The sequence below is a fragment of the Myroides sp. DF42-4-2 genome (assembly GCF_030326445.1).
Lineage (GTDB): Bacteria > Bacteroidota > Bacteroidia > Flavobacteriales > Flavobacteriaceae > Flavobacterium.
Map to the genome: position 1 here is coordinate 1,494 of NZ_JACAKI010000021.1, position 15,156 is coordinate 16,649.

Annotated in this window: 13 protein-coding genes; 11 read left to right on the forward strand and 2 right to left on the reverse strand. The window is 38.7% G+C overall.

Features of this window, described 5'->3' with window-relative positions; all coding sequences use genetic code 11:
- Nucleotides 1-188: 188 nt before the first annotated feature.
- Nucleotides 189-935: a YoaK family protein gene (locus HX062_RS13555; protein WP_182626511.1), complete on the reverse strand. Its 747-nt coding sequence runs from the start codon at nucleotides 933-935 to the stop codon at nucleotides 189-191.
- Between the two features lie 236 nt (nucleotides 936-1,171).
- Between HX062_RS13555 and HX062_RS13560 the strand changes: the two genes are divergently transcribed.
- The 5 genes from HX062_RS13560 to HX062_RS13580 all read left to right on the forward strand — a co-directional run bounded on the left by HX062_RS13560 (nucleotide 1,172) and on the right by HX062_RS13580 (nucleotide 6,036).
- Nucleotides 1,172-3,073: a histidine kinase gene (locus tag HX062_RS13560; RefSeq protein ID WP_286467765.1), complete on the forward strand. Its 1,902-nt coding sequence runs from the start codon at nucleotides 1,172-1,174 to the stop codon at nucleotides 3,071-3,073.
- Nucleotides 3,074-3,082: 9 nt separating this feature from the next.
- Nucleotides 3,083-3,823, forward strand: coding sequence for a LytR/AlgR family response regulator transcription factor (locus tag HX062_RS13565; RefSeq protein WP_182626509.1), 741 nt, complete (start codon nucleotides 3,083-3,085; stop codon nucleotides 3,821-3,823).
- Between the two features lie 345 nt (nucleotides 3,824-4,168).
- Nucleotides 4,169-4,798, forward strand: coding sequence for a hypothetical protein (locus HX062_RS13570; protein ID WP_255492379.1), 630 nt, complete (start codon nucleotides 4,169-4,171; stop codon nucleotides 4,796-4,798).
- A 608-nt stretch (nucleotides 4,799-5,406) separates the two neighbouring features.
- Complete coding sequence (locus HX062_RS13575) at nucleotides 5,407-5,826, forward strand: cold-shock protein (RefSeq protein ID WP_182626508.1); 420 nt, start codon at nucleotides 5,407-5,409, stop codon at nucleotides 5,824-5,826.
- Nucleotides 5,827-5,841: 15 nt separating this feature from the next.
- Entirely contained in the window at nucleotides 5,842-6,036 is a 195-nt protein-coding gene (locus HX062_RS13580) for a cold-shock protein (RefSeq protein WP_182626507.1), read from the forward strand.
- A gap of 182 nt (nucleotides 6,037-6,218) precedes the next feature.
- On the opposite strand, the gene HX062_RS13585 is transcribed toward HX062_RS13580, so the two are convergent.
- Nucleotides 6,219-7,838: an ABC-F family ATP-binding cassette domain-containing protein gene (locus tag HX062_RS13585; RefSeq protein WP_286467766.1), complete on the reverse strand. Its 1,620-nt coding sequence runs from the start codon at nucleotides 7,836-7,838 to the stop codon at nucleotides 6,219-6,221.
- A 176-nt stretch (nucleotides 7,839-8,014) separates the two neighbouring features.
- On the opposite strand from HX062_RS13585, the gene HX062_RS13590 reads away from it, so the two are divergent.
- The 6 genes from HX062_RS13590 (at nucleotide 8,015) to HX062_RS13615 (ending at nucleotide 15,120) form a co-directional block, all read left to right on the forward strand.
- A complete protein-coding gene (locus HX062_RS13590) occupies nucleotides 8,015-9,424 on the forward strand; it encodes a hypothetical protein (protein ID WP_286467767.1) in 1,410 nt (469 codons plus the stop codon).
- A gap of 597 nt (nucleotides 9,425-10,021) precedes the next feature.
- Nucleotides 10,022-11,893 (forward strand): DEAD/DEAH box helicase, encoded by a 1,872-nt coding sequence (locus HX062_RS13595; protein WP_182626504.1) that lies wholly within the window; start codon nucleotides 10,022-10,024, stop codon nucleotides 11,891-11,893.
- A 67-nt stretch (nucleotides 11,894-11,960) separates the two neighbouring features.
- Nucleotides 11,961-12,719: a peptidase associated/transthyretin-like domain-containing protein gene (locus HX062_RS13600; protein ID WP_255492378.1), complete on the forward strand. Its 759-nt coding sequence runs from the start codon at nucleotides 11,961-11,963 to the stop codon at nucleotides 12,717-12,719.
- Between the two features lie 111 nt (nucleotides 12,720-12,830).
- On the forward strand, nucleotides 12,831-14,084 hold the full coding sequence (locus tag HX062_RS13605) for a dihydroorotase (protein ID WP_286467769.1): 1,254 nt from the start codon (nucleotides 12,831-12,833) through the stop codon (nucleotides 14,082-14,084).
- Between the two features lie 35 nt (nucleotides 14,085-14,119).
- Nucleotides 14,120-14,464: a hypothetical protein gene (locus HX062_RS13610; protein ID WP_182626502.1), complete on the forward strand. Its 345-nt coding sequence runs from the start codon at nucleotides 14,120-14,122 to the stop codon at nucleotides 14,462-14,464.
- 2 nt (nucleotides 14,465-14,466) lie between these two features.
- Nucleotides 14,467-15,120, forward strand: coding sequence for an alpha/beta hydrolase (locus HX062_RS13615; RefSeq protein WP_182626501.1), 654 nt, complete (start codon nucleotides 14,467-14,469; stop codon nucleotides 15,118-15,120).
- The last annotated feature ends 36 nt before the right edge of the window (nucleotides 15,121-15,156 follow it).

Below are 15,156 nucleotides of genomic sequence, written 5' to 3' on the forward strand. Positions count from 1 at the left end.
GTGCAGTGTATCTAACCAAGCTTATATTTTGTTTTGGTGTTCGATGAATCTACGATTTGTTATTTGCGCGGTTTGTTCAGTCTCTTCATTTGCAAGATAATTGTGCTTTACAAAGAGCGACGAGCAACGAGCAACGAGCAAAGAGCAAAAAACAACGTGCAACGTGCAACGTGCAAAAAAACCATTTCTTACAACCTAAAATCTCTATTCTGAATTCTGCGTCTCAACGTATAGTAACTCATCAGCAATTGGTCATACCACAAGGCGAACAGGAGTAAAATAGCAGCTAAGAGCAAGGTTTTAAATTGATATTGGAAGAATAAAAAACCGCCGGCAACACACCCAATAAAGAAACAGCCAATAATGGCAAGCATGAGGAAGATACTACGAAACAAGCGCAGGCGTTCGGCTCGATTTCTATAGAAGAACAGCTGAGAGAGCACAATACCCAAATCGGTAAATAATCCGGTTAGATGTGTTGTGCGCACCACTGCTCCGGAAACACGTGTAACCAAGGAGTTTTGCAATCCCATAGAAAACAACAGAACCAAGGCGGTAAACACGCTATACTTCCTCAGTGCGCCTTCAAAGAAGAGATCTACCACACTAATACCAATGAGCAAAGCTACTTCAATTAGAATGGGGATGACATAAGACACTTCGGGTTTGTGTTTCAACACCCATTCCATAATGAGGCTCGATATAAAGGATCCGAGTAAAAAGAAAAAGATGTAGATCAAATACACTAAGGCACGGGGATAATTTTCTTCTGTTACTTCTTCGGCAAAAAAGGCAAAATGTCCGGTTACATTCGTCGTAAGCGTACTCAATCCCAACACCCCAATACTATTCACAATCCCTGCTACACAGGATAGCAAAGAGGCTAATTTGAGGTTGTGTGAATATGCGCGATTTTTTCCTTGATGCCTAAACATGACAGTATTACCTTTTATCCAAAGGTAGTAATTCTCCCTTTCCCTTCAAAGAAAACCAATAAGGAGCACTGCGACTTAGGTTCTCCTTTTGACTTTTTAGTTACTTCCTTAAATTAGTTTGAGAATATGATTTATGTTTGCATAAAATATCTAATTAGACGAGTACTTTTGTTTTTTTGTGCATTATTCACCACTAAAGTGCGAAATACTTGTTCTTTTCTACTATTGTTTGTGCCATGATGCGTATCGTTTGCTTTTTTATCGCTTTGCTCGCTGTTTCTAGTTGTACGGAACAACGCCCTGTTGATTCGGATAAAAGTGGCGAATCGGCGATCTCTTTTCCTTTGGCTCAACAGAGTTTAGCGCTCTACTTGGGCTTAGATACTATTCCGACTTTGGAACGCAAGCCCATCATCGAAAAGGCCTTGGCTCAACCTGATGCTGCACTGGCTCATTCGCCTTATGGAGCTTATTTAAAGAGCTTGCTCTTTTACAACAGCCCTCAACAAGACAGTGTGATGTTCTACTTTGACCAATCCTTAGCGGTTTATGAGGACTTGGATATGACTTGGCAACGGCTGATCACCTACACCCAATTGAACCAGGAGATCAAACACCATAGGGTAGCTTCCCTAGCGGTGATGGAACAACTCTATCAACAATTGGAAGAAGTGCATAAGCACTCCACTATTCTAGACTACCAGCTGTACGACATCTTAGCTAAAGCCTACTTCCTCAATCGCGATATCGATCAATCGATAAAATATACAGAACTCTACTTCGCTCATCACCCCTTCCGAGACAATCGCGTGATTCAATCGCGCTTTTACGATATTTCTTTTTTACTGGCTGCGGAAGTACAAGATCGAGACAAGGCTTTTTACGCCTTGACTCAATTAAAGAATCTGCTTAAAGGTTCGGGAGATGAAATTGCCAAAACGCGTTATTTCGATATGGAAGCGCGTTATTTCGCCATGATCGGCAGCTATGAAGAAGCGCTAAACAGCAGTAAGCGCTACTTTCACTACAGCCAAAAAACAAATCAACTCCACCCCATGGTTTACAATAACTTGGCGACGAGTTTTGAGCGAAACCAACAATACGACGACGCCATCCATTATTATAAAGAAGGGATTGCACTCGCCCAACAAATGAAAATACGCGAACAGAATCACCTATACGGGGGGTTGAGCCAAGTGTATAAACGCAAGGGCGATTACCAACAAGCACTCGTTGCCTTGGATTCTTCTTTTGCCCATGCTACGCGAATGAAGGAAAAAATGAATGCAGACAAGCTGCACGAATTGGAAATTCAATACCAAACCAAGCAAAAGGACATTGAAATAACCACGCTCAAAGAAAACTTCCTACTCCAACAAAAGAACTTTCAACAACAGCGTTGGATTAGTTTATTCGCTGTGATTTTTGTTGTTGCTGTGTTGCTCTATGGACTAATTCTCTATCGCCAGCGTTTGTTGAGTGAAAAAAACAGGCGACTCGAGATGCAAAACAAGAAGATGGAACTGGAACAGCGCATGCTACAGCTACAACTCAATCCGCATTTTATCTACAATGCGATTGCCAATTTACAGGGATTTATCAACCAGGAGAACAAAACAAAAGCCAACCGTTATCTGGTTGCACTGTCCAAATTAATGCGTCACATACTCGAGCTTAATCGCCGTGATTTTGTATCCCTAGCAGAAGATATAGACGCGGTAGAAAACTACCTCCGCGTGCAGCAAATGCGCTATAACCATTCGTTTGACTATCAAATTAACACCCATGGCGTTGATCTGGACGAACTTTTGATTCCGCCTATGCTCCTTCAACCTTTTATTGAAAATGCCATTGAACACGGCTTTAAAAACATAGATTATCGCGGAGTACTAACGTTGACCCTAGAGGAAAAAGAGCAGCAGCTCTACCTCTATATACGCGACAACGGTCGAGGGTTTCAAGATGAACCCTCCACAGCACAAAAGCAATCGCTCTCTCAAATTATTACCCAAGAGCGCTTGGAGGTGCTATTTTTAGCTAAAAAACAACGCGCATTTTTTCACCTACACTCCCTCAACGATACTTCTTCTGGCAGTGGCGTTGAAGTGGTCTTGTGTATTCCTATTCTCTATTCTTAATTCAACCGCATGAAAGTATACATCCTCGAAGACGAAGTTGCCATCCTAAAGTACATCTTATCCTTAGTTGTCGATATCCCCTACCTCCAAGTGGTGGGATATGCTGATTCAATTGCCAAGGCGTATCCTGAGATTATAGCCCAACAACCGGATTTAATTTTAGCGGATATCCAATTGAAAGACGGCAGTAGCTTTGAGCTACTCCAGCGATTGAACAGCCCCACTACCCAATTGATCTTCATAACTGCCTATAGCCAATACGCCATAAAGGCACTAAACTTAGGCGCCTTGGGCTATTTAGTCAAACCCATTGACGACCTTGAGTTTACACAAGCAATTGAACGTTGCTACCAAAAGAAAACGGCATACCTGTTTGAAAAAGCCCAAATTCAAGTCGCCCAAGAACAACTACAAACCCCACAACTGCCAAAGCGACTGGCCCTGAAAACGTTTCACTATACTCAAATTGTGTGTATTGCCGATATCGTCTATTGTCAAAGCGACAAGGGATACACGACTTTTTACCTCGCTAACGGAGAAAAACTCATGGTTTCTAAGGTCATAAAAGAGTACGAAGATTTATTAATTCCCGCTCAGTTTATCCGCTGCCATCAATCCTATATGGTCAATACGGCTTATATTAGTAAATACTACAAGGACGGTTATCTGGAATTGACCAATCAGGCAAGCATACCGGTATCTGAGCGCAAAAAAGAACTGATTCTCTCCTACATCCAAAGTATATCCTAAGGCTATTGTTAACGGATAATCTGTACAAAGGGACGAATATTGATTGTAGTAGTGCGAAAATAAACAAAGGCTTTCTTCCCCTTCATATGCGCGTACCTTTGCACCAACTAAGGTAAAAATAGTACAAAACGATGTTGTACACTTGTTGTTTCCACGTTGTGGTGCGAATTCTAGTCCCCAATTTTTGCTTTAGCCAAACCCCTTTTTTAAGTAATAAGCGATAGGTAAAAGGAATACCATCTGTTTTCGCCTCGTTAAACCAACGAATGCCAGAGCACAAGTAGCTTTTCCTATTGCCTTAAGTCGCCTTATTGCACAAAAGCAGGAAATTTAAAAACTATACATATGATGAAGAAATCAGTTGCACTTTTTGGTACCCTTATTGCTTTCTTAGCACTATCATGTGGGGGTGATACAACCATTCACCTACACGAAGAAAACAATACAGCAGAGATAAAAGCTGCAGTAGAAAAGGTATTTTCACCAGATTTAGCCATTACAGAACTTGTGTTATCTACGCCTAAATTAGATACGAGATTAGACCAAATAGCTGTGGTATTTTGGGAAGGTGACAAGGAATACACACAAACCTACAATCAAAAAAATGGCTTACAGGAAAAAAGCGAAAACAATTTGATGCTGCAAATAGAACACATCAAAAAAGAGGCAGACCAGCGCAAAGCCAATGCATTCAAAATCAAAGATATTGACTACAGCAAAAAATATGACAATTTCATCAAAGCAGTAAAACTAGTGATGGAAGAATACCCAGAAAATAGCGAAGAAACTTACGATAACTTTTTACTACACAGCTATCGCTTCAAAGCTACTGGACCGAACGAAATAAGAGAATCGCTAACCGTACAAGCGAAAAAAGTAGGCGAAGCTGTACAACATCACGCGAGATCTACTACGACCAACTACTATGAGTTTACCTTTGTCGTATTGGACAATGGGGAACTAGAATGGAGATAGTAAAGAGAAACCGAATACAAATTGCTATAAAAGAGAGAAGCTGTTTTCTATTGCGTTTTACACAAAACGCCAGTGTCATAACAGTCAATCTAAAACGGAAACGCAAAAGGCTTATTCCTTTTGCGTTTTTTTATTGGTGAGTAGTGCAGATTTATGGGTTATGAAAAATCTTCCAAACAAATAGCAAAGAGCGAAGAGCGAAGAGCGAAGAACAAAAAGCAAAAAAACCTGTCCTATTCATTCAATAAAAAAAATATTTTTTGCTAAAAAACCCTTTTCTAATTAAAAAAACTATACCTTTGTCGGGATTACGGCAATTAAACTTATTGTATAGCCTGGTAAATTTCAATCGCAGCATATAAACTGCGCTTATCATTTTCAAACCTTTACTACTGTTTTTGCATTTATCACAAAAAGATAAATATTTTTTATTTTCATTGGTAGTAAGTCGGTTTTTTTTCAAACAACTTCTCAGTACCCTTCCTCGTGAAGCGCTTTAGCTGTAACTACAAATGTAATGATCTATTTTTCTTAGTTGCTTATACAAGCGACACCCATTTACAAACCTACAACTGCAAAAAAGCATTTGTTAACTATTTAATCAATTAATGGCAGACTCATTTTTTAAGAAAGAAAACAACAAAAAAAAGAAACAAAAGCAAGAAGAGAAACTTAAACGCAGAGAAGAGCGTAAACAACACAACAATAAAGGAAAAGATTTAGAAGATTTATTTGTTTATGTTGACAAACTAGGACAATTAACTCATCTTACTCCTGAAGAACAAGCTTTACAAGAGAAACAAGAAATCAAGAAAACTGAAAAAGTTTCTCAAGAAGATCACGAGGGAATCATAAGCTATGTAACAGACAAAGGCTATGCATTCGTGATTGATTCTCAAACGAGAGAAAGTATTTTCCTTCATCAAAATGATTTGAGTGTACCTTTAGAAAAAGGATTGAAAATAAGCTTTAAATTAGAGCAAAGTAAAAATGGAATAAGAGCTGTAGAAGCAGCTAAAAAAGAATAATAAATTTAATTAATTATGCAACAAGGAACAGTAAAGTTTTTTAATGAAACTAAAGGGTTTGGTTTTATCACACCAGACGATAACGGAGAAGATATTTTTGTACACACTTCAGGTTTAGTTGACCGTATTCGTGAAAACGACGTGGTTACTTACGAAGTTGAAAAAGGTAAAAAAGGATTAAACGCAGTTGAAGTTAGACGCGTAAGATAATTTAGCTTACGGTTGACAGTGTAAACTGCTAACAATACTAAATATCCACAAAAAAGCCAATCATTTGTTATGATTGGCTTTTTTTGTAGCAGAACTGTAAACCGTACACTGTAAACTAAAACGCCAATCATCTCAGATGATTGGCGTTTTATATACTAGCTGTACTAACCGTAAACGGTTGCTTATTCCTTGTACATTTTTTCTCTTAGCTCTTTCACTTTTGGATCATCAAGGTAATCTTCAAAAGTCATATAGCGATCGATTACACCGTTTGGCGTTAACTCTAAAATACGCGTACCCACGGTTTGAGCGAACTCTTTATCGTGTGTTGTGAATAAAACGGTTCCTTTAAATCCTTTTAAGGAGTTGTTGAAGGCAGTAATTGACTCCAAGTCTAAGTGGTTTGTAGGCTCGTCTAACATCAAGACATTCGCTCTTAACATCATCATACGAGACAACATACAACGCACTTTTTCCCCTCCAGACAATACTCTACCCGTTTTTAGTGCTTCTTCACCAGAGAAGATCATTTTACCTAAGAAACCACGTACGTATACTTCGTCTCTTTCCTCTTCTGTTTTAGCCCATTGACGCAACCAATCTACTAGGGTTAGATCATTGTCAAAGAACTCGTGATTTTCTGCTGGCAAGTACGACTGAGACGTTGTAATCCCCCACTCTACTTTACCTGCATCCGCTTGGCGGTTGCCGTTAATGATTTCGTAGAAAGCCGTTGTAGCACGTGAATCGCGAGAAATCACAACAATTTTATCTCCTTTTACCACGTTTAAATCAACATCTTTAAACAACACTTCCCCTTCAATTGAACTAGCCAATCCGGTAATGTTTAAGATTTGATCTCCAGCTTCTCTATCTTGATCGAAGATAATTGCCGGATAGCGACGAGAAGAAGGCTTAATATCGTCCAACTTCAATTTATCAATCATCTTTTTACGCGATGTCGCTTGTTTTGACTTGGCAACGTTCGCACTGAAACGACGGATAAACTCCTCTAATTCAGCTTTTTTCTCCTCTGCTTTCTTATTTTGTTGGGCTCTTTGTTTCGCTGCTAATTGACTAGACTCATACCAGAACGTATAGTTTCCTGAGTAATGCGTAATCTTACCAAAGTCAATATCCGATACATGGGTACAAACCGCATCTAAGAAGTGACGGTCGTGAGATACCACTAGTACCGTATTCTCGTAGTTTGCCAAGAAGTTCTCTAACCAACCGATAGTCTCAAAGTCCAAGTCGTTGGTAGGCTCATCCATGATCAACACGTCTGGATTACCGAATAAAGCTTGTGCTAATAACACACGTACTTTTAATTTCGCATCCATTTCACCCATTAAAGTATAGTGAAATTCTTCAGAAATACCCAAGTTAGACAACATCGTAGCTGCATCAGACTCGGCATTCCATCCATTCATCTCATCAAAGCGAATTTGAAGCTCCCCAATGCGATCTGCGTTCTCATCGGTATAGTTCAAATACAAGTCGTCCATTTCTTTTTTAACGGCAAACAAATCTTTGTTCCCCATGACCACGGTTTCTAACACAGTGTGCTCATCAAACATGTTGTGGTTCTGGTTCAAGACGGACATACGCTTCCCTGGCTCGAGAATCACATGGCCTGATGTAGGATCAATTTCTCCTGATAATATTTTCAAAAACGTTGATTTACCCGCACCATTTGCACCGATAATTCCATAGCAATTACCTTGTGTAAAGGTTACATTTACTTCATCAAATAAAATTCGTTTACCGAACTGAACTGACAGATTTGAAACTGTTAACATTTTTTCTCGTTTGATTTAATTTGTCGCAAAATTACTAAATATATATGAGATTTAATCCCTCTTATTTATTTCAAATTTGAATTACTTATTTTAACCATCTGTTAACAACATTAACTAAAGGTAAAACTTACTTTTGTTACAGACGTCAAATTTTAACTAGCATTATTCCCCAATCAATGTATAGTACCTTTTTAAATACAAGTATTCGCTATGGTATTTTGCCACTGCTCGCGTTGTTTTGTTCCTGTCAACAGAAATTTGAAACGACCGACTACTCGGCTCATTTTAGTGGAGAAATACAAAACCCTACCGCCAATTATATTTTATTCTTTAAGGATAATATGTTGTTGGACACCATTTTCTTGGATGAAAACAATCACTTTGAGAAAAAGTTTGATTCTTTGTCACCCGGACTTTACATCTATCGCATTAACCCTGAGTTTCAATACGTTTATTTCGACAAGAACGACAGTTTGCACTTGCGTTTGAATTCGAGAGATTTTGATCATTCGATTATTTATTCAGGTCGCGGTTCGGAAAAGAATAATTTTTTAATGAATCTCACCGTCAAAAATTTAGTGGATGAATCGACGCGATATGAAAACTACGACCTTGGTGTAAACCAATTCATGCGTTTTATCGACTCGACCCATGCCGCACGCACAACGTATTATTTGCGCAGCAAGGCCATTGTGGATTGGGGACCTGAATTTGACCTCTATGCCAAAACAAAACTCGACCTTCACTTCTACAGTCAAAAGGAAATTTATCCTATTGCGCACTATGTGAGAACCAAAGAAGACATTCGAGATCAACTTCCTACGGACTACTACTCCTTCCGCAATAAAGTGGATTTCAACAATGAAAAACTGATTCGCTATTCTTCCTTTACGAAGTACTTGGCTATTATGCTGAGCTCTATAAGTGATGAATCGGACTTGGATTTTGACAGTCAGACGAAATTTGATAAAAATATCACTAAGCTCAATGTGGTTGATACGTTAATTCGCAATGAGAAGGTAAAGAACACTATTTTAGACAATATTGCACTAATCTACCTGCTAGAGGATCAAAACTTAAACAACAACGACAAGTTCTTTGAGCGATACTTTAAGCTTTCAACCGATACGACCCAACATCAGGAGATAATTAAGATTCAGACAGCGGTACAGAACTTAAAGTACGAGAATCGCTTGCCGAAAGTAGAACTCGTAGACCTTGAGGAACAGGCTGTTGATTTTAAAAAGCTCATTCGCAAAAAGACGCTGATGTTTGTTTGGACTAAAAACGGCTTGGCCCATGCCAACGCCAGCCACAAACGCGCCTTGGAATTGCTAGAAAAACTACCCGATATTCAGGTTATTTCCGTATGTATTGACGGAGAACACGACGAATGGCGAGATTTGGTAAGCGAGTACAAGCACCCGAACCTGATCGAACTGCGCTGTGTGGATTTTAACGATATGAAAGACAAATGGATTATCACTAAAATACAACGCAGTATCATCCTCCATGCAGACGGCAGCATTCAAGAAGCCTTTGTCAATATTTTTGACCGCAATATGGAGAAACTGTTAGCCTTATAACCAAAGAACAGGACAAAGCATCAACTGTTAATCATAAAAAAACCCTTCAATAGCAAACGAAGTTTGAAGCTATCGAAGGGTTTACTTTTTTTTTAAGAATTCAGTATAATATATTTAGTCCCCACTAATATTTTTATGATATCTTAAAATTGACATACACCAATAAGTTTTGTGTATTAAAGCTCAAACTTCTTAGACAAAATTACAAGTACTTTTGTAATAACAAAGCACATCCAAGCTTTTTTTTCTCCGAGAAAGCCCAGCATTTATCCCCCCTTGGGGAAATACTTTCTCTTAAAAAAATCCTAAACAGTTTAAAATCAAAAGGCTGATACGCAAATTGCGACTTATTCCTTTATAAAGAGGAGAGGAAGAAAGGAGTAAATAAATGATAAAAATATTTTTCATTTGCTGTAAAAGAGGTTAAACATAGGGCGTAAAGGCGAAGGAATTCACAATCTTCCATGCAAATGCGGATATAAAATGATAAAAAAAACAATTATCGCGATGAAAATCACTTTTTTTATTTTTTTTATGGGGATAAATCAATATTTAATAAAAGAATAGTAGTACCTTTGCCCCTATTTTATTATTTATATGAACAATTTCGAACTATTAGGTTTAAATGAATTGCTACTCTCTGCAATTAATGATTTAGGATTTGAAAATCCTTCAGAAATCCAGGAAAAAGCAATTCCTTTATTATTAGAAAAAAATACCGATATTGTTGCGTTAGCCCAAACAGGGACTGGGAAAACCGCAGCATTTGGTTTTCCGCTTATTCAGAAAATTGACCTGTCTAAAAAACACACTCAGGCGTTGATTTTATCACCAACGAGGGAGTTATGCTTGCAAATTGCAAATGAAATCAAACAATACTCTAAGTACGTAAAAGGACTTCATACAGTAGCTGTATACGGTGGGGCGAGTATTACAGAGCAAGCAAGAGAAATCAAGCGTGGTGCACATATTATTGTAGCTACTCCGGGTAGAATGCAAGATATGATTAACCGCGGTATGGTTGATATCAAACACATCGAATACTGTGTGTTAGATGAGGCAGATGAGATGTTGAATATGGGGTTTTACGAGGACATTACCTCTATTTTAGCTGACACACCAGAAGACAAGAGCACTTGGTTATTCTCGGCAACAATGCCAGCAGAAGTTGCTAGCATCGCAAGAGAATTTATGTCTAATCCTGCTGAAATTACAGTTGGACATAAAAATCAAGGTTCTACCAATGTTAGTCACGAGTATTATTTAGTTTCGGCAAGAGACCGTTATTTAGCATTAAAGCGCTTAGCGGATGCTAATCCAGATATCTTTTCTGTAATCTTCTGTAGAACCAAAAGAGATACCCAAGCCATTGCTGAAAAGCTAATTGAAGATGGATACAACGCAGCTGCACTACACGGAGATTTATCTCAAGCACAACGCGATGGGGTAATGAAAGCCTTTAGAGGTAAACAAATCCAGATGTTAGTTGCAACAGACGTGGCAGCACGTGGTATTGACGTGGATGATATTACACACGTAGTAAACTACCAACTTCCAGATGAAATCGAAACCTATACACACCGTAGTGGTCGTACAGGACGTGCTGGAAAATCAGGGGTTTCTATGGTAATCATCACCAAAAGTGAGGCACGTAAGATTTCTCAAATCGAGCGTATCATGAAAACGAAATTCGAAGAAAAACCGATTCCTTCTGGAATGGAAATCTGCGAAATTCAATTATACCACTTAGCTAATCGCATCAAGAATGCTGAAGTAAGCACTGAAATTGAAACGTTCTTACCTTCTATTATGGAGTTGTTAGAAGATTTAACAACGGAAGAACTGATCCAAAAAGTAATTTCTTTAGAGTTCAAACACTTATTGGAATATTACCAAAAAGCGTCAAACAGCTTAGCCAATGTTTCTTCAGGAAGATCGTCTAAAGAAGTTCCGACAGATGGAGCGGTTCGTTTCTTCTTGAACTTAGGAGCAAAAGACGGTTTTGACTGGATGAGCTTGAAAGATTACTTGCGCGATACGCTAGAACTAGGTCGTGATGACTTGTTCAAGGTAGATGTAAAAGAAGGATTCTCATTCTTCAACACAGATGCTGAGCACGCAGACAAGATTATGAGTGTTTTAAACAACGAGACCTACCAAGATCGTCGTGTAAATGTTGAAATCTCAAATAACGACGGAGGAAGAAATGCAGGAAGAAGAGATCACAACAGACGCGGTGGCCGTGGAGATGGAGGATTCCGTTCTGAGCGCAGAGATCGAGGCGATAGAAACGACAGAGGTGGTGAGCGCAGAGATCGTTCTTCTAGCAACCGTTCTGACCGTGGTTCTCGTACTTCTGACCGCAATGACAGAGGTGGAAACCGCACAGAAAGAGCGCCTAGAAATGAGCGCAGTTCTTCAAGAAGAAGTGGTGACAGTAGCGCACCAAGACGTCCTAGAAGAAGTTAATCTGTTAATTTTTTTCAAATAAGACATAAAACTGTAAAATATCCACTATTTTTAAGCAATTTTAAAAATGATGAGAAATTTTACAGTTTTTTTATTTACATGCCTACTTTCTTTCGCGGCGTGGAGTCAACAAGGATCACAAGTGAAGGGAACAATCTACAACGACAAGTCTCTCCTACCTGCTGATGACGTTAACGTTATTAATATCACCCAAGTCAAAGGAACTGTGAGTAAACGCGATGGTTCATTTGTTATTGAGGCTAAACTCAACGATTCGATCCACTTCTCCTTCCCGGGTTACTTACCTATTAAGTTGAAAGTAACCAATGACTGGTTAAACAACGACAACCTAAAACTGTATATGACGGAGCAGTCTATTGAACTCGCCGAAATTTACATCAAAAAATATGACCTTACGGGAATTCTTGAGGTTGATACCAAGCTCATTCAGCTAAACGATAAGCTAAGAGTCGACTTTTACAGAAATTACAGCATGCCCTCTTATAATATCGCTGTGGGCAGCTATTTTAGTCCGGTGGATGAAGTATACAACTTATTCAAAGGCAAATCCAAAGAGCTCAAGAAAATTAAAGAAATTAAAGAAGATCAGAATATGATTGCCTTGATGCAAACCCGTTATGATCGCGAAATTGTTTGCGGTTTATTGGGCATCACCCAAGAAGATATTATCAAAACCTTGAAAAATTGCAATCAAACCGATCGCTTTATTTATACCGCTACAGACTTTCAAATCTATCAAGCGTTGAATGAGTGTTTTGAAAACTCCAAAATATTGGTCAAAAAACAGACAAATACATCCAAGTAAGGGGTGTATTTTTTTTGTGGTTTTCTTCGGCTTCTTACTCGCAAAAGCAAAAAATAAAAAGTATTTTTGTACACATTAACTACACATAACTAATTTAATTCTCGCACTAAAATGAATATCATTTTAAAATCTGCAAAGATCATAGATGCTACAAGTTCGCACAACAATCAAGTGGTTGACGTACACCTGAAAGATGGAAAAATCGAAAAAATAGCGCCTTCTATTACGGTAGAGGGAGCTGAGGTGGTTCAATTGGAAGATTTGTGCCTTTCACCAGGTTGGTTTGACACCTCTGTTTCATTTGGTGAGCCTGGTTACGAAGAAAGAGAAACACTAGTACATGGATTAGAAGTGGCTGCTCGAAGTGGGTTTACCCAAGTGGCGATTGAATCGAATAATAATCCCATTACAGACAATCAAAGCTTGGTGGCTTTCATCAAACAAAAAGCAGCGGGTCAAACAACAGAAGCCCTTCCGATTGGTGCCTTAACTATGAAAAGTGAAGGAACGGATTTGGCCGAATTATACGACATGAAAAACGCAGGTGCGGTTGCTTTTGGGGATTACAAAAAAGCCATTGACAACGCCAATGTATTAAAAATCGCTTTGCAATATGTACAAGATTTTGATGGATTGGTACTGGCATTTGCACAAGACAAAAGCATTAAGGCCAAAGGAGTAGTTCACGAAGGTGCTACTAGTACTAAATTGGGATTAAAAGGAATACCGCCTTTGGCAGAAGAGTTGCAAATTGCGCGCAACCTATTCTTATTGGAGTATACAGGCGGTAAAATGCACATTCCTACTGTATCTACTGCCCGCTCGTTGGAGTTAATCCGAGAGGCAAAAAACAAAGGCTTACAAGTAACGTGTAGCGTTGCCGTGCATCAGTTGGTGCTGACGGATGCTAAATTAACAGAATTTGACAGCCGTCATAAAGTTTCTCCTCCATTGAGAGATGAAGCAACAAGACAAGCTTTACTAGCGGGTGTTCTCGATAATACCATCGACTGTATTACTACAGATCACATGCCCCTAGATATAGAACACAAAAAATTGGAATTTGACCTTGCTACATCAGGGACAATCGGACTAGAATCGGCCTTTGGTGCATTGAATACCGTTTTACCTCTTGAGGTAATTGTAGACAAACTAACCGCAGGACGCAGCATCTTTGGTTTACCTACTGCATCAATTGCAGAAGGAAATGAAGCAAACCTAAGCTTATTCACCACAGCAGCTTCGTGGACGTTTACCAAAGACAGCATTTTGTCTAAATCGAAAAACTCAGCCTTTTTAGGCGAACCCATGCAAGGAAAAGTATACGGTGTAATCCGTCAAGAGAAGCAAACATTTAATTTTTAGTTCGACTAAAAACAACTTATTTTATTTCAAACAGTATGATTAAAACATTTTCAGCAGAAGAAATTGAAAAGGGTAAAAACATGGCACTGGCCTCTCACCTTACTATTTTAGGGTGTATGATTGTCATTTTTATGAATATTGAACCCAAAAACAAATACGCTGGTTTCTACATCAAACAAACCTTTGGTTTACACCTGATGTTTTATGTATTCGGATACTTTGTATCTAATGTAGATTCCCTTTTTGCAACGGTTCCTTTTTACATTTGTTTTGTTGTTTTATGGTTCTATAGCTTTTTGGGAACAACACAAGGAGAAGTTCGCGTACTGCCAGGAGTTGGTGGTTATTTTCAAAAATGGTTTGACAAATTATCTGCTTAATTATGGAAACATCCCTATCAATTAATTACATCATTAGAGAGCCTAAAGTAAAAATGGAAAAAAATCCGCTACTTTTACTTTTACACGGCTATGGAAGTAATGAAGAAGATTTATTTTCTTTTGCTAGCGAGCTTCCGGATCATTACTATATTGTATCTGCTCAAGCGCCCTACCCTGTTCCACCCTATGGATATGCGTGGTATGCGATTCACTTTGACGCCGATGCCAATAAGTTTTCTGACGATGATCAAGCCATCGAATCTAGAGATAAACTCGTGCAATTCATAGGAGAATTACAAGAAAAATATCCTATAGACCCGCAAAACATCAACCTTATAGGCTTTAGTCAAGGAGCGATTTTAAGCTATGCAATTGCCTTGTCTTATCCTGAAAAAATCAATAAAGTAGTAGCACTTAGCGGCTATTTTAATGCAAATATTATCAAAGCAGGTTTTGAAGAAGGAGATTTCAGTCAGCTGCAGTTCTTCGCTTCTCACGGAACGGTAGATCAAGTAATTCCCGTAGATTGGGCTAGAAAGACCGCACCAATCCTAGATGCGCTAAAAATAAAACACACCTACAAAGAATATCCAGTTGGACACGGAGTTCACCCCTTAAACTTTGCCGACTTTAAAGCATTCTTATTACAAGAATAAAAATACAAGAATAAAAAATGGGTGTCATTGACACCC

Excerpts from the sequence above, each read along its gene's own strand:
- HX062_RS13555 (WP_182626511.1), bottom strand. The coding sequence starts at position 935 with ATGTTTAGGCATCAAGGAAAAAATCGCGCATATTCACACAACCTCAAA.
- HX062_RS13560 (WP_286467765.1), top strand. The coding sequence starts at position 1,172 with ATGATGCGTATCGTTTGCTTTTTTATCGCTTTGCTCGCTGTTTCTAGT.
- HX062_RS13565 (WP_182626509.1), top strand. The coding sequence starts at position 3,083 with ATGAAAGTATACATCCTCGAAGACGAAGTTGCCATCCTAAAGTACATC.
- HX062_RS13570 (WP_255492379.1), top strand. The coding sequence starts at position 4,169 with ATGATGAAGAAATCAGTTGCACTTTTTGGTACCCTTATTGCTTTCTTA.
- HX062_RS13575 (WP_182626508.1), top strand. The coding sequence starts at position 5,407 with ATGGCAGACTCATTTTTTAAGAAAGAAAACAACAAAAAAAAGAAACAA.
- HX062_RS13580 (WP_182626507.1), top strand. The coding sequence starts at position 5,842 with ATGCAACAAGGAACAGTAAAGTTTTTTAATGAAACTAAAGGGTTTGGT.
- HX062_RS13585 (WP_286467766.1), bottom strand. The coding sequence starts at position 7,838 with ATGTTAACAGTTTCAAATCTGTCAGTTCAGTTCGGTAAACGAATTTTA.
- HX062_RS13590 (WP_286467767.1), top strand. The coding sequence starts at position 8,015 with ATGTATAGTACCTTTTTAAATACAAGTATTCGCTATGGTATTTTGCCA.
- HX062_RS13595 (WP_182626504.1), top strand. The coding sequence starts at position 10,022 with ATGAACAATTTCGAACTATTAGGTTTAAATGAATTGCTACTCTCTGCA.
- HX062_RS13600 (WP_255492378.1), top strand. The coding sequence starts at position 11,961 with ATGATGAGAAATTTTACAGTTTTTTTATTTACATGCCTACTTTCTTTC.
- HX062_RS13605 (WP_286467769.1), top strand. The coding sequence starts at position 12,831 with ATGAATATCATTTTAAAATCTGCAAAGATCATAGATGCTACAAGTTCG.
- HX062_RS13610 (WP_182626502.1), top strand. The coding sequence starts at position 14,120 with ATGATTAAAACATTTTCAGCAGAAGAAATTGAAAAGGGTAAAAACATG.
- HX062_RS13615 (WP_182626501.1), top strand. The coding sequence starts at position 14,467 with ATGGAAACATCCCTATCAATTAATTACATCATTAGAGAGCCTAAAGTA.